Source organism: Pararhizobium sp. IMCC3301 (genome assembly GCF_030758315.1).
Classification (GTDB): Bacteria; Pseudomonadota; Alphaproteobacteria; order Rhizobiales.
Genome location: NZ_CP132336.1, coordinates 3,298,064 through 3,312,060 on the forward strand (window position 1 = coordinate 3,298,064; position 13,997 = coordinate 3,312,060).

At 59.8% G+C, this 13,997-nt stretch carries 16 protein-coding genes and 2 pseudogenes; 9 read left to right on the forward strand and 9 right to left on the reverse strand.

The window, feature by feature from the left end:
• Positions 1–49 precede the first annotated feature (49 nt).
• The 3 genes from RAL88_RS15950 to RAL88_RS15960 form a co-directional block, all read right to left on the reverse strand.
• Positions 50–1,597, reverse strand: coding sequence for a phosphatidylserine/phosphatidylglycerophosphate/cardiolipin synthase family protein (locus RAL88_RS15950; protein ID WP_306264848.1), 1,548 nt, complete (start codon positions 1,595–1,597; stop codon positions 50–52).
• A complete protein-coding gene (locus RAL88_RS15955; protein WP_306264849.1) occupies positions 1,594–2,385 on the reverse strand; it encodes an endonuclease/exonuclease/phosphatase family protein in 792 nt (263 codons plus the stop codon). The genes RAL88_RS15950 and RAL88_RS15955 overlap by 4 nt, the downstream gene beginning before the upstream one ends.
• Positions 2,386–2,724: 339 nt before the next feature.
• Positions 2,725–3,528: a PRC-barrel domain-containing protein gene (locus RAL88_RS15960; RefSeq protein ID WP_306264850.1), complete on the reverse strand. Its 804-nt coding sequence runs from the start codon at positions 3,526–3,528 to the stop codon at positions 2,725–2,727.
• A gap of 71 nt (positions 3,529–3,599) precedes the next feature.
• On the opposite strand from RAL88_RS15960, the pseudogene RAL88_RS15965 reads away from it, so the two are divergent.
• Both RAL88_RS15965 and RAL88_RS15970 read left to right on the forward strand, forming a co-directional pair.
• Positions 3,600–3,722, forward strand: a pseudogene (locus RAL88_RS15965) (IS5/IS1182 family transposase); the annotation flags it as partial.
• 196 nt (positions 3,723–3,918) lie between these two features.
• Positions 3,919–3,978, forward strand: a pseudogene (locus tag RAL88_RS15970) (hypothetical protein); the annotation flags it as partial.
• 129 nt (positions 3,979–4,107) lie between these two features.
• Here the strand turns inward: RAL88_RS15970 and RAL88_RS15975 are convergent.
• The 4 genes from RAL88_RS15975 to RAL88_RS15990 all read right to left on the reverse strand — a co-directional run bounded on the left by RAL88_RS15975 (position 4,108) and on the right by RAL88_RS15990 (position 7,319).
• Positions 4,108–4,371 carry a hypothetical protein gene (locus tag RAL88_RS15975; protein ID WP_306269722.1) on the reverse strand — a complete coding sequence of 88 codons (264 nt, stop codon included), beginning with the start codon at positions 4,369–4,371 and terminating at the stop codon, positions 4,108–4,110.
• A 236-nt stretch (positions 4,372–4,607) separates the two neighbouring features.
• Positions 4,608–5,390 carry a 3-hydroxybutyrate dehydrogenase gene (locus tag RAL88_RS15980; protein ID WP_306264851.1) on the reverse strand — a complete coding sequence of 261 codons (783 nt, stop codon included), beginning with the start codon at positions 5,388–5,390 and terminating at the stop codon, positions 4,608–4,610.
• Positions 5,391–5,444: 54 nt separating this feature from the next.
• Positions 5,445–6,191: an acetoacetate decarboxylase gene (locus RAL88_RS15985; RefSeq protein ID WP_306264852.1), complete on the reverse strand. Its 747-nt coding sequence runs from the start codon at positions 6,189–6,191 to the stop codon at positions 5,445–5,447.
• Positions 6,192–6,203: 12 nt separating this feature from the next.
• Positions 6,204–7,319 carry a patatin-like phospholipase family protein gene (locus RAL88_RS15990; RefSeq protein ID WP_306264853.1) on the reverse strand — a complete coding sequence of 372 codons (1,116 nt, stop codon included), beginning with the start codon at positions 7,317–7,319 and terminating at the stop codon, positions 6,204–6,206.
• A 178-nt stretch (positions 7,320–7,497) separates the two neighbouring features.
• Between RAL88_RS15990 and RAL88_RS15995 the strand changes: the two genes are divergently transcribed.
• The 5 genes from RAL88_RS15995 (at position 7,498) to RAL88_RS16015 (ending at position 10,378) form a co-directional block, all read left to right on the forward strand.
• Positions 7,498–7,701, forward strand: a complete 204-nt coding sequence (locus RAL88_RS15995) for a hypothetical protein (RefSeq protein ID WP_306264854.1) — start codon at positions 7,498–7,500, stop codon at positions 7,699–7,701.
• Between the two features lie 160 nt (positions 7,702–7,861).
• On the forward strand, positions 7,862–8,083 hold the full coding sequence (locus tag RAL88_RS16000; RefSeq protein WP_306264855.1) for a hypothetical protein: 222 nt from the start codon (positions 7,862–7,864) through the stop codon (positions 8,081–8,083).
• A gap of 292 nt (positions 8,084–8,375) precedes the next feature.
• The gene (locus RAL88_RS16005) at positions 8,376–9,071 is read left to right on the forward strand and encodes a CBS domain-containing protein (protein WP_306264856.1); all 696 of its coding nucleotides are present in this window, start codon (positions 8,376–8,378) and stop codon (positions 9,069–9,071) included.
• 52 nt (positions 9,072–9,123) lie between these two features.
• Positions 9,124–9,717: a YncE family protein gene (locus RAL88_RS16010; protein WP_306264857.1), complete on the forward strand. Its 594-nt coding sequence runs from the start codon at positions 9,124–9,126 to the stop codon at positions 9,715–9,717.
• Positions 9,710–10,378, forward strand: a complete 669-nt coding sequence (locus RAL88_RS16015; RefSeq protein WP_306264858.1) for an isoprenylcysteine carboxylmethyltransferase family protein — start codon at positions 9,710–9,712, stop codon at positions 10,376–10,378. The genes RAL88_RS16010 and RAL88_RS16015 overlap by 8 nt, the downstream gene beginning before the upstream one ends.
• Positions 10,379–10,576: 198 nt before the next feature.
• Here the strand turns inward: RAL88_RS16015 and RAL88_RS16020 are convergent, their stop codons facing one another.
• Both RAL88_RS16020 and RAL88_RS16025 read right to left on the reverse strand, forming a co-directional pair.
• Positions 10,577–10,894 (reverse strand): hypothetical protein, encoded by a 318-nt coding sequence (locus RAL88_RS16020; protein ID WP_306264859.1) that lies wholly within the window; start codon positions 10,892–10,894, stop codon positions 10,577–10,579.
• Between the two features lie 58 nt (positions 10,895–10,952).
• Entirely contained in the window at positions 10,953–12,008 is a 1,056-nt protein-coding gene (locus RAL88_RS16025) for a type II glyceraldehyde-3-phosphate dehydrogenase (protein WP_306264860.1), read from the reverse strand.
• Positions 12,009–12,542: 534 nt separating this feature from the next.
• On the opposite strand from RAL88_RS16025, the gene RAL88_RS16030 reads away from it, so the two are divergent.
• On the forward strand, positions 12,543–13,349 hold the full coding sequence (locus RAL88_RS16030; protein ID WP_306264840.1) for a PRC-barrel domain-containing protein: 807 nt from the start codon (positions 12,543–12,545) through the stop codon (positions 13,347–13,349).
• Between the two features lies 1 nt (position 13,350).
• A complete protein-coding gene (locus RAL88_RS16035) occupies positions 13,351–13,836 on the forward strand; it encodes a hypothetical protein (RefSeq protein WP_306264839.1) in 486 nt (161 codons plus the stop codon).
• The last annotated feature ends 161 nt before the right edge of the window (positions 13,837–13,997 follow it).

The following is a 13,997-nucleotide window of genomic DNA, read 5'->3' on the forward strand; positions in this document are numbered from 1 at the left end:
GAGCCATCGGTGCAGGTGCCGTTGAAAATGCGCAGGTGAGAGTGCTTCTTCACAGCAAGCCCTGAATCGGCAATTGGCCTACAATCCATGATAACGCCCGTCTGTGCCATCCTGCCTCTGGCTCGACAGTCATATTTTGTGGCAGGCCGGCGCGCGCCACGTCCCAGTGCAAAGCATGTCCTTTAAGCGCGACACGGTAAGCCTGATCCGGCGCGCAAAGGCTGTCGCACAAGGCTGTCAGTTCTTCCAACAATGCCGACTCCTCGAACACAAGCCCAAGTTCAGTGTTAGTAAACGCCGAGCGCAGATCGAAGTTCAGCGAGCCGACAATCGCCTGCCGCCCGTCCATCAGGAATACCTTGGAATGCAGCGCGTCGCGTTTGCGACCGGGCAACGCGGGTTTCGCATATTCGTGGATGTGGCCCCCTGCGGCCAGCAACGGGCCTCGATAATGGCGATAGGCACCATAGACCAGTATCAGATCGGTCGATGAGAGGGCGTTGGTCAGCAGCGATACCCGGACGCCCCGCGCTATAAGCCGGGTCAACCCCGCGATGCCAACCTCGCCCGGCACGAAATAGGGCGTCATCAGCCGCACTTCTGTTTTTGCGGCGGCCAGAATGCCGGCAACGGCAGTCGACATCCAGGGCGCAGAATGTTGGCCATAGACCTTTTCTGGCGGGTCGGCCAGAAGCTGCACTTTGGATGTCCAGCGCAGGCGTTCAGTCAGGAAGATGTCGACTGCCCGCCCCTGCATCGTCTGCTCCAGAAACCGGCGTGACGGAGCAGACCCGACGTGCCGCGCCAGACGTTTGCAAAACCCAGGTTTGTTGACCTTGAAGCCGGGCCAGATGGCGGCAATCGGTAAAGACAGGCCAAGGTTCCAAAAACTGTCGAATACGGTTGAAACCTCGGTCACCTTGCCACCCACCAGCATGATGTCGGCATCAATGTACATACGGTTGCCCTCGTCTGCACCAAAATAGGTGTTGCCAATATTGCGACCGCCGATGATCGCCAGCCGCCCATCCGCGATCCAGAGCTTGCCATGCATGCGCCGGTTGAACCGGGTCAGCCCCAATATCATCTCCAGCATCCGGCGTAACCCATGACCGTGGTGCCGCGTCGGATTGAACAGGCGCACCTCGATCATCTTGTGCTGGCTGAGGGCCAGAAATGCCGGATCGAACCCTTGCACGTTCACATCATCCAGCAACAGGCGGATGCGCACGCCCCGGTCTGCGGCAGCGACCAGCGCATCAATCAGCAGCCAACCCGCCATATCGGTGCTCCAGATGTAATACATCAGATCCAGACTGCGCCCCGCCTTCGCGGCCGACAGCGCACGCGCGGCAAAAGCATCGGCGTTGTCAAGCAGCAGCATCAGGCCACTTTGCCCGGAATGCCGTGTTTCCAGCGGTGCCAACTGCGCATCAAGCGGTGTTTGCAGCCCCGCGACGGGTAGCGCGGTTGACACAGGCCCCCGCACCTTTTGCAGAAAGCGGCGGTAGGAACGATACGCCAGCCAGGAGGCAAAGGCGAGCAGCACCGCTATCCCAGCGACCCACAACACGAGAAGGATGCTGTGGTGGATCATGTCAGCTTTGCCATGGGAAAGCCGCCAAGCCGCAGTCTTGCCTTGATCGGCAAATGGTCCGACGCACGGCGCGACAGCGGGCTGTCATGCGCCGTTACTTCTAGCAGTTCGCCATGCGGCGACAGCATCATCCGGTCCAGCGCCAATATCGGATAGCGGCCCGGAAAACTGAGCCGGGCTTCGGCAATCTGGAAATGCTGGCTCAGGGTTTGCAGCGCCGCCCCGCCGCCCCGCCATTCATTCAGATCGCCCAGCAGAAGGGTCGGTCGGCCCTCAAGCTGACTGATCTTGTCGATCAGCGCGCTGGCTTGTGCGGCACGCGAGACGGGCAACAGCCCCAGATGTGCATTCACGATGCGCAAAGGCTGCCCTGCAATCACCAGATCGGTCACGAGCGCCCCGCGCGGCTCGAGCCCCGGCAGGACAAGCTGCTGCACCTCTTGCACCAGCGCATTGCGGACCAGCAGCAGGTTGCCGTGCCAGCCATGTGCATCGCCCACACCGTCCAGCGGCACTACAGTCAGGCCCAGATCGCGGCGAATGCTGTCCAGATCCAGCAACCCTGTGCGCGTGCCAAACCGAGTGTCTGCCTCTTGCAAGGCCAGAATATCGGGCCGGATTTCGGCGATCACTTCCGCGGTCCGCGCCAGATATCGCCGCCGGTCGGTGCCGATGCCCTTGTGGATATTGTAGGAGGCCACAGATAGATCGGCGGCTGGGTCATCTGCGGGGCCTGTCGTTACGGTTTGCGGCGGATCGTTGCCGGGTGCAGTGCCCGATATGGGCACGCCGGGTGCACATTTATACCATGTGGTGGCAAACCGCTCTGCTGTCTGATCGTTCGCACGCGCAAAGCCTTGTACGCGGGTCGTCAGGCCACCTCCAACAGCGTCATTTACGCAGGTATTTGACCAATGCGGCGATGGCCAGCACCGCCAGCACCACCATGACCCACATCCAAAGCCCGCCGTAACCCATGCTGTATCCCGTCATCATCTTCGGTCCTTTCATAGTCATTCACCAATGAGAAAGACCTGTGCCCTGTCTTTTGTCGTTGATCCAGATCAGCCAACGGGGCTGGACAGCGCAACGGTTGCTGTAAGCAAGGTCGCCAGCCTGCGACCGACCTAAGACTTGCCGATGACACCGGCCCAGTACTGATCGAGGCTGTTGCGCCACGTGTCGCCGGAGCTTTCTCCGAAGTTCCGCCGCTCTACTTTGGGCGCTGCAGCGAAGGATTCAGGCGACGCGTCGAGCACGTAGATCTCGTGGTCGTCGGTGGCACGCAGATCGGTCCAGCGTACGGCGACCAGCTCCTCGCCCATTCCCAGAAACCCACCGCGGGAGACCAGGACGTAGGCGATCGTCTTCAATTTGGGGTCGAGCACGACGTCCGTGATTTCCCCCAGCGTCGCATCATCGGGAGTGCGCAGATCCGCGCCGATGACCACATCCGCGCGCATCAGCCGGTCCATCTCGGTCACCGGCAGAGCCTTCGCCAGATGGGCGCGCCGCCACTCCGTCCGCGTCTCGGGGTCGTCGGCTTCAATGCCGACCAGCTCGTCATGCTCCTCGTAGATTTGCTGCATGGAAGCGAGCACCATCTGGCAGGCGTCCTCGTTTCCTCCGAATGCATAGACGTCTGCTGCGTCGCGCAGCGCCTGCATCCGCTGGCGTGTTGTACCAACCAGGCCGAAGCCCGTGCCATAGCCGCCGGATCCTATTCCGTAGCCACCTGGCGCCAGCACCCCGAAGCCGATGCGCGCCAGCTCGCCCTCAAACGCCCGGAGGTCGCTTTGGCACTGCTGCGCCGCCTGCCCCTCGGAAGCCGTCGTGTCCGGAAGCGATTCCACGTCCGCCGCGCGAACGGCGAAGGGGCCGCTCGCGACTGCAAGGATGACCGCCGAAGTGAGTGATATTAATAGCCGCATGAGAATATCCTTTCCTCAAATGTTGTCCAACGGGCAATCCGGTCGATCTCCCGTCACTCCGCTGAAACCGGCGCATCGAAGGCACCGCAGGAGGCCTGAAGGATTGGCGCCGTGTCGCCACCCTCTATGACAGATGGCCGAAGATCTTTCTGCCAGCTATCGCTCTCGAAGCAACTGTCATGTTCTGGCTCTAAATCAATTAGTCTGGAGCCTACGACGAAGGCCATAGCCGTCAGCAGAAACCAAAGTAGCATGATCCCGTCTATCATCGTGTTCTCTGGCTTTCTCTGATTCTCGGGGATACTGCGTTTGCCGAATGTTCACCGAATAAGCTGTACCCTAACGCTAATCCTGACCGCCCGCGCTAACGCAGGTTAGTGATGCATGAGTATGGCGCTGCTGGCTGGTTTTGTCGTAGCCTATCCGATTAATTGGTGGCTCGTCACAAGAGGACTGAAACACGGGTTGCTGACCGTACGTGACCAACCGCCCGCGCGCGAAGTCGATGATCCATCGCATGGCACGCATCAGCCCGTCGACGTCTCCCCGAACGAAGAGCCTGCGGACCAGGTTACGGCATCACGCGGGGAGATTGTTTGGATGACCGTGTTCTCGATTGCAGTGTTCGCCCTCGGAGGGCACGCGGTGGCGATTATTCACGGCAACATGTGTCGTCGAGTACAGGTTGGCAAAGGCTCGCGCCTGCTTGTGGGTCTTGTCGAAGGCGTCGCGCAACGCGGCTTCCTTCGACGTGTCGAGGTTTGTGCGGATGATCCGGCCGCCCTTTTCGCCCAGACGTTTGATCACCTGGTCCGAGGCGTACTCGCGCACCATCATGAACAGTGCGGCCTTTCAGCGTCGGCCTCGACTTCGGTGTCATAGCCGAACACGGTGAGTTCTGACATTCATGTTGTTCCGTTGACTTCATGCGTTTATTTATCTTGCTGCCCGGTCGTCTTCAGGAAGTCGGCAGGTGGCTGTAAATGACCCGCGACCCAGAGAGCCGCCCGTTCTTCGGCCGGAGCCAAAGGCGAGACTGCGCGGCGCGGGGTCGAATGCGCCTTTATGGGCCGACCGGATCACTCCATGAACCAGCCGTGGCTGACGATGATCGACTGACCGGTCAGCGCGTTGGTGGGGAAGGCCGCGAACAAATGCGCGATCTCGGCGACGTCCTCGACAGTGGTGAACTCCTTGTCCACCGTGCCGCCCAGCATGATCCGGTTGACGACCTCCTCTTCCGAGATGCCCAGCTCCCTCGCCTGTTCGGGGATCTGCTTTTCGACCAGTGGCGTTTTCACGAATCCCGGGCAGATGACGTTGGCCCGCACGCCGTGCGCCGCGCCCTCCTTGGCGATCACGCGGGCCAGGCCCAGCAGCCCGTGCTTGGCCGTGACATAGGCCGCCTTTAGCGGCGAGGCTTCCTTGGAATGCACCGAGCCCATCAAAATGACCGTGCCGGACCCGGCCTTGTACATGTATGGCAAGCAGGCCTTGGTGGTCAGAAACGCCCCGTTAAGATGTATCGACAGCAGTTTCTTCCAGTCATCATACGGGAAATCCTGCAATTCGTGCACGATCTGGATGCCGGCATTGGACACCAGAACATCGACGCCGCCCCATGTATCGACGACCGCTTGCACCCCGCCGTTGACCGCCGCCTCATCGGTGACGTTCATCGCAACGCCGATCGCTTCTCCCGGACCCATCCGGGTCAGGTCTGCGGCGGTTTTCTCGGCGGACTCCAGCGCCAGATCGGCGATCGCGACTTTTGCGCCCGATTGCACGTAGCGTTTGGCGATCTCGGCTCCGATGCCACGGGCAGCACCAGTGACGATACAGATTTTTCCATTCAGATTCATGACAGGTTCCTTCCCGGTTTTCGATTGGATTCAAGACGCACTTTTGCGCCAGGTTTACTTGAAATGTGGCAGGTAGTCGTGCACCACCTTGCCCAGCCCCAGCGTGAGATCGGCCAGAATATGACTGGCCGACAGCACCTCGAGCACCGGCAGATTCGCCACCGGCGCCAAGGCATGGCCATGCAGTTCCAGCGCCGCTGGTCCGCTCCATGCGCCCTTTACCGTCACGTCCTCCAGGTAATATTCGACCAGTTCGCAAATGCGCGGCGTACAGTCGACATGCGGGATGATCTTCAGCAGATAGCTGGGTGCCAGCAGACTTTGCCGCACCTGCTGGAAATCCAGTTCGCGATGCTTGTAGCCCATCGTGCCGCTGGCGACCTGGATCGAGCCGACATTGAGCGTGCCGACCAGCGTGTCCTTCTCGACGTGCAAGCAGGGCTCGGCCAGTTTCTTGGGGAATCCCCAAATCTCGCGCCCGCCGGAAATCGGGCTATCGTCGTTCAGATACATCGCATGGACATAGCCGCCCTTGCGGCCTTCGAAACTGACCGGGATCACTTGGCCGCTCTCGGTGTAATCGCCAAAACCGGTGGAATCCGGCATCCGGATGAATTCGTATTTCACCACTGGTCCGGTCACTTCCAGCGGCTCCGGAACCACCGCCCGCAGGGCATCCATATCCGTGCGATAGGTGATGACCATGTATTCGCGGTTGGCGAATTTATACGGCCCCGGCGGATAGGACGGATTGGTCAGCGGCATTGCGAAGGCGGTATCGCGGATCTGTTGCAGGTTCATGTGGTGTCTCCGTCAGGTTGGCTGTTTTGCCCGCGATTTTGTCAGATCGAATACCCGGACATGGACGGTGTCCTTGTGGCGCGCTTTCCAGTCCGGGTGGTTGAGCGTGGTGATCACATCCCGTTCGCCGTCCCGCCAGTGGTCAAGCACCGAGGCCCGTGAGAACTCGTAGTCTTTGGACTGCTTTTCGTGTCTGGTCTGCCGGTAGATCAGATGCGCGATGGTGATGTCGGGATCTCGGTCATTCGACAGCAGCGCACGCGCGTCGGGATCGTTGCGCAATTCGGGCGGCAGTTTGCCATACAACCGTCTGTCCGCATCGCGTCTCACATGCATGTAGCACAGCAAATCGGTGTTCAGCCGGGTCCGGCTGGAAAAGCGGATTTCCTTGGTGCGCGCCTCGATGTCCCAGATCGAAGTCGGCATCTTGCCGCGTGCGTTGAACAAATCGACCTGAAAGATGCACAGGTCTGCGTCGGACCGTTCGTCATAAACATATTGCAGCGGCGTGTTCGACACCAACCCGCCGTCCCAGTAGAACGCGCCGTCGATCTCGACGGCGGGAAACCCCGGCGGCAGAGCGCCGCTGGCCATGATATGATCGGGCGTGATCGTCTGTTTTGCGCTGTCGAACCACGTCATGTTGCCGGTCTCGACATTGACCGCACCGACGCAAAGGCGGACTGCACCGGCGTTGAGATAGTCGAAATCCGCAAGCTCCAGCAGGGTTTCGCGTAACGGCGAGGTGTCATAGAAACTGTTGGCACCGATACTTCCGGCAGGCATCATCGCAGCCGGCGGAAAGCGTGGTGAAAAGAATCCCGGCACACCCTGCGCCATCGTCGCGGCGGCGCTCAGTTCGTTGTAGAACCCGCGCGGCATCAGGCCGGCGAGGAAAGGCATTGCGGCGCTTCCGGACGATACCAGATCCCAGAATGCCCGCAGCCTTTCGACGCGGCGCTCGGGTGGATTGCCAGCGATCAGCGCTGCGTTGAACGCTCCGATGGAAACCCCTGCGACCCATTCCGTCCGCCGCCCGCTGGCAAATAGCGCCTCGTAGGCGCCGGCCTGGTAGGCACCTAGCGCGCCACCGCCCTGCAACACCAGTACGTTTTGTTCGGTTCCCATGGGAATAATGCACTCCACGCGATTATTGTGATTACATCTTCAAGCTATTGAGCGGCAGGCAACATTCAAGTGAAACGCCAATTAAGCGGCCAATTCTTACTGCGGGTCCTGCATTGTCGATCCAAATACAGATATTTTAACAATGGTACTTTGCACACTGAACTACAAGGTCGCCGCAATGACCAACACGACGTCTCCACCAGATATGCCGGATGTGCCAGATATGCCTGACTTTCACAACCCTGAGGTCGTGACTGCGCTGGTCCGCAACCGCAATCCTTATCTGGCTCGCCGTTTGCATGAATTGTCCGAAGTATGGTTGCAACGATTACGCCTGCCATTCGGACAAAATGCACATTTGACCAGGATTGGTGCGAACTGAGATCCTCCGATAATCGGTGATCCGGGCGATCGCAGGTGATCGCGCCAGATCCTGCGCTACAGTAATGTTCTCGGATGAACAGCGTCTCCAATATATTCGCCTCAGGTAAGCATCTTGATCGGTGTGCCCGCGCGGAGCGATATTTGTCAGAGAGTGCGCGATGCAATGGATTGTTGACAACTGGTTTCTGGTCCTGCTGATCGGAGGATTTATCGTGATGCATCTGTTTCATGGTCACGGCGGCGGTCACGGAAATGGATCGCGCCATCGCGAGCCCGAAGACCAACGCGACCAGGATCTACACGAAGATCAGAGGCGCTCCAACACCGATGAGACTGCGGCCGATCCGAACGCTGACCCACCGCGTGACGAGCAGCGCTGAGGGGCGGCGGGATGCTCAGGTACAGCAAGGACGTAGACGACAGAAGCATAGCATGAACCTCGACGTGCGCCGACTGGTGAAACGGGATGCCGGGGAACTGGGCCTACCGGCTTTCGCTGCCCAGGCACCTGTTGCTTCCGTTCGCTCGGCGCCGGTATCGCGCGCCGTTGGCCGATCCAAGCTGCAGCCATGCCGACTGTGAATGAGTCTGGTGCACGCACGACGAGCACGAAAGCACGGTCGCCGTTGCTCCGTGATCCAAGAGCGAAAACTGAGACGAAAGGAAATTGCCATGTTGGTCAAAGACGTCATGACGAAAAAGGTCGTCACCGTGACACCCGAAACCCGGATTGAGGAAATTGTCCGCCTGTTTCTCAAACACCATATCAGCGGCGTACCCGTAGTGGATGAGGCGGGTGCCGTCGCAGGACTGGTCAGCGAGGGTGATCTGATGCGCCGGGTCGCCGATGCGCCGCGCCGGTCCTGGTGGCTTGAACTTTTCGCTGGTGACGGGACCAGCGCAGCCGACTATGTGAAAGCCCACGGTCGGCAGGCCCGTGATGTGATGACGCGCGAAATGATCACCCTGCCAGAGGACACGCCGGTCGGCCGTGCGGCGGCGGTGCTTGAAAAACACCGGATGAAGCGGATTCCGGTTCTGCGCGACGGCAAGCTTGTCGGGATCGTCAGCCGGAGCAACCTGTTGCAGGGCCTGTCGGTGGCTTCTGCCATTCCCGAGCCCAGCGCCGATGAGCGCGTGATACCGGCCCGCATCCTTGAGGCTTTGGCTGACGTGCCGGGAATTCAGGTGTCTTTGGTCAATGTGGTGGTCAACGACGGCGTCGCCAGCATTTACGGCATGGTCGAAACGATTTCGAGGCCAACGCCATCCGCTTGGCCGCCGAAGAGGCCGTGGGCGAAGGTAAGGTCGAAATCCAGTTGGGCCGCCTTCCGGCGTGGGGCTACGGCTATGGCATTTGACGCTTAAAACTACTGTGTTCCGCCGAAATATGCTGGTTTTTAAAAAGTGAGATTATGTAATGACGATGACTTCACAAAGCCCGTCAGTGTCCCGGCCGCTCGGGCGCCGCACCTGGTTTTCCGAAGCGGTGCTAAAAACCGCTTTGGCGCGGATCATCCGGAACGGAACGATGACCCTGCGGCTGCCCGATGGCCGTAGTCTGAGCTTTGGCAGCGGCTCTGGACCCGAACATATCGTCGTCGCCGCGGACAATGCCGTGCTCTACGCCGCGGACGCGGATCCGGGCAACGTGCTGGAACTGTCGCTGAACGACGGCTCTGTTTTGCGCAGCTTTGTCATTGGCGGCGAGTTGCACGGGCTGGACCTGTCAGACAATCGCACGACCTCATTTATTGCCGGTCGTGGCAAAGTCAAGATCGCGGCGTTTGCACTCTCAACCGGAACCATCGCGTTCGCACGCCTGTCACCGGAACCCTACCGTCTGACCAACGTGCCCGGGACCGGTACATTCTTTGTCTCGTCCCGGGCGGAACCAAAGGTCTGGATTGTGGATGAGATAACACTGGCTGCCGTGAAAGAATTTCCGGTCGAAGGTGAAACGCACCAGATGACAACAATCGACCGGGATACAGATGGATCAACCCATGAATGAATCGTTTAATCACGCTGGAGCCTGGGGTATCACACTGATCGTTGCCGTCTTGGTGTCTTGGTTCTTCTATCGTTATTTCGCGCCGAAGAACTGGCGGGAATGGGTCGGCGCTGGGGTGGTTGAGGCTTTTATCATCGCGCTTTATGCAGAAATGTACGGCTTTCCGCTCACCATCTATCTGTTGGTGCGTTTTTTCGGCCTGGACAGCGAATATGTTAGCGCCAGCCTGTGGTCTTCCTTGGTAGGGCTCGGCGAAACCGGCATGATGATCTCAATGTTGCTTGGCTATGCGCTCGCTTTCATCGGTGTAGGACTTTTTGCTCAGGGCTGGCGTCAAGTCCACAAGGCACGAGGTGAAGACCGTCTGGAGACAGATGGCTTGTATGCGTATGTGCGACATCCGCAGTACACAGGGCTGTTTATTGCTCTGTTCGGAGAAGGAGTGGTGCATTGGCCAACGCTTTTCTCGGTCGGCCTTTTTCCAGTGATCGTATTTGTCTACACATGGCTGGCTCGGCGTGAGGAACAGCAGGTTCTCAAGCAGTTCGGCGAGGCATACCGCGCCTATCAGCGGCAGGTGCCAATGTTCATCCCTCGTTGGGGCCGCTGGCGTAAACTCGCTGCCGCTTCGCGAGACAGCAGTGATGATGAGGCAGCGTGAAGCATTTTCTCATGCAGCACGCTCATTGCTCGGACGGGTAGACAACTGTCCGCTGGTTTATGAGTGCGCCGTGCAATATCGAAAGAAGAGTTCGAACATGGTCGACCCGGATACAGCCACACATTCCTTACGCATCGGCCCGTTGGGCAACAGTTTGTCGTTGCTACTGTTTACTAGTTATCTATTGTACGGGCGCTATCAGATTTCGGGGGCCCAGGCAAGAAACGCAGCCTTGTAAGTTGCAAGCCGGGCCGTCGCTTCGACAGTTGCGACCACACCCTGCATTTCGTTCACCTCGCTGGCCGAAATGCACACCGGCAAGTTGGCGAACAGGTGGGTCTTGGGGCGGATGAACGTCTCGCAAAACTCCGGGTCACCGGCCTCGTGCTCCAGCGCCTCGCAGAGCGACCGACCGTCGAGCGTGACGCAGAAACAGTTCTGGTTCAGCCGTTCCGAGAGGGTCTGAACTGAACCCGAGGATGGGAGGTTTGAGTTGCTCATCGAGTGCATAGCCATGTCTGCACCCTGACCGGACGTGCTTCAAGTCCGAGGTGGGCGTCGAATAATCTGACGATCATCGTTGCCCCAGCAATTCGGTCAGCAGGCCGATACCGAGCGCTGCATCAGTTTTGGCGATCGATTCTTCGGCGTTGCTGATCGTTCCAGTTAGTGCCCGGATCGCGTCGATCGTCTCGGGAATGACGATCGCCTGATTGTCGACCATGTAAACGTAGAATAACTCGTCCCCTTCGACTTTCAGCATGTCCGACCACAGCGCCACCTCGTAAAGATTGTCATGCGGCCGACCGAGGTCGGCCATGAGTTCCTTGACTACGTTGAGAGCAGTCAATCCGGCATCCATGCGGATCAAGGCGATCCGGGACGATGCGGCAAAGGCGTCGAGCACTTCTTCCCTGGAGGCCGGCCGGGTCAACTGCACCGACCAGTAGTGCAAATGCGCCAGGGTCTCCGCCACCTTGACCGCCATCGTGATGACATCAAAGTCGGGGTCGACGCTCTGCGCATCCGGCCCTTGATGACTGGGAATCTCGGGCTCGGGGACCAGCGTGTTCATGATCCCGCCGAGGTGACTTTCCCACGGGTCCGTCGCCCGGCGCAGCAACGTCCCGCGCGCGCGGCGTAGCAGGCCCGCATGCTTCAGCGCAGTAAGGGTTCTGACGATCGAGGTTGTGTTGCAGGAGACGACGCGCGTACTTTCCCGGTTCAACGCGCTCGAATAGCTGGCCTCGGCGACGAAGGAGTGTCCGGTCACCTCGTGCTTCTCGCCACCATGGACAATGAACTTGATGCCACGTTGTCGATAGATGTCGACGTTGACCGCCGCGATCCGCTTTGGCGTGCAATCAACCACCAGATCACTCGCCTCGAGCAGATCATCGAGGCTCCCCGCGATATCGAGACCGGCGTTCCGCATCGCCTCTGAATGGTCCTCGGTGGCCGCGAAAAGGCGGAAGCCCTTCTGCATCGCCATGCGCGGGCGCCAGTCGACACTGATGTCTGCTACCCCGGCGAGTTCCATGTCGTCCTGCCGGGCCACGGCGTCGGCGACACGCTTTCCGATCACGCCGTAGCCGTTGACGGCGACCCGGATCTTTTTCGCTGAGTTCATCTGCTTCTCCTTGCGCCGGAAGCACACCGCTGTAGCGCCGCCGACAAGAACAACCGAGTCACCGTCAGCCTAACAGACCAGTTTAGTCTGACATTGCCCTTCCGGGTCGAAACCGGCATTCGCGTATCTGTGGCACTCGGGAATACTGTATTGACCTAATGTTCGGCGAACACACTTCACCCTGCCGGAGATCCTGCGCGCCTGCACTAACCCAGGTTAGCGGCAACAGAACGGACACATTAAACGTTCACAAGCTCGTCCGATGGCCCGCTTGAAACTGCGCCTGTCGACCGTCGGCCATCTGGCCGCAGCGATTGCCACGAAATATGCGGACCTGACTTACACAGATCAGCCCGTAACAAACCGCGATGGCGCATGATGAGACCATCGGTGCATTTGCGCGCCCGCCCGTTTGGGCCCAACAAGCCCGAAGCCAAAGCCGCCAGTCCGGCGACGGGCCTTCATGCCTGAACCGGACGCGGCTATCGCGTCCCGCCCGCCTTTCAAGGCGGACCAACCAAAAGGAGATTTGATATGCTGCTCAACCTGTCGTCGATCCGGGGGCATGACATCGCGGCCAGCGACGGCACCATCGGCTCGCTCAGCGATGTCCTCTTTGATGACACCAGCTGGATGATCCGCTGGCTCCTCGTCGATACCGGGAATTGGCTGGCAGGCCGCCAGGTGCTGTTGCCACCTTCGGCCCTGGGACATGCCGAGCCCAACCGCAAGACCTTTCCCGTGCGCCTGACCAAGGCAGAGGTTGAGGCCAGCCCCGAGTTGGACAGCCACCGGCCCGTGTCGCGGCAGTTTGAGACTTCGACCTATGACTATTATGGGTGGAGCCCGTATTGGGGATCGGGCTACTATCTTGGCGGCTATGGCTTGTTTGGCGGCGCCCTGCCGATGAGCGGATATCCCGGAAGGGATCGCTACACCGACGAGATCGACCGGCACAAGCACGATCTGGACGAGCCGCATCTGCGAAGCGCCGAGGAAGTCGCAGGCTATCACATCCACGCCACCGACGGAGAGATCGGACATCTGTCCGACCTCGTCCTGGAGGACACGGACTGGAGCATCCATTTCCTGATCGTGGATACAAGCAACTGGTGGATGGGGCAGAAAGTGCTGATCTCGCCCCGCTCGGCGCAGGATATTCGCTGGACCGAGCAACTGATCTGCCTCGACGTTGACCGGCAAAAGGTCAAGGACAGCCCGCCTTACGATCCGGCCAATCCGATTGACCGTGCCCACGAGGAACGGATGGCCGGGCATTATGCCAAGCCCCGACCCGAACCGGATCCCGACCCCACGGAAAAGTCGCAGAAAGCCGTATAAAGTGAACACATCCGCAAAGTTGGGTGGGCTGAGCCCGCGGTTCAACGCCTTCCTGTTCGCGTCTGTGGGCGAGGATCGTAATGGCACGCTGGTCAGCGTGTTGTCTGCGCTGGCGCGATTTGGCGTAGACCCCTGGCAGGAGGCCGAAGCGCTTGCCGATCTGCCACAGGCAGACGCGGCCGATCGGCTGGATGAGATGATCCTGGCGCTCGCGGATGTACCATCCGCGGCCGCCAACCATCACGGTATCGCGACACGGCTGATAGCGCTGCTTCCGCAGGCAAGCACCATCCAGACCACCGTCCGCAATGCGGCCGGGTCCATGGCACCGGAACAGCGCTCCCAGGTTATCCTGTGGGTCGTGGTCATGCTGATCCTGCTGCTCGCGCAGATGATGGCACCTCGACCCGACGCTGGCGCTTCCGGCAGTGACACGTCGGGCGCAATGTCTGCGCCCTTGACGCGACCGGGCATACAGACACCCTGATCCGTGCGCAGACCCGGATGCGCCCATCGCCCCGGTGATGGTGCCGTCAGTCAACAGGCTGATTTGGGTTAGGACGGGGGGGCGAAACCTCAGGTACCATCGTCATAGAGATGATTCCGAAAATCTGAATTGACCGAAGTTGAGAGACCTGACGCCGCAAT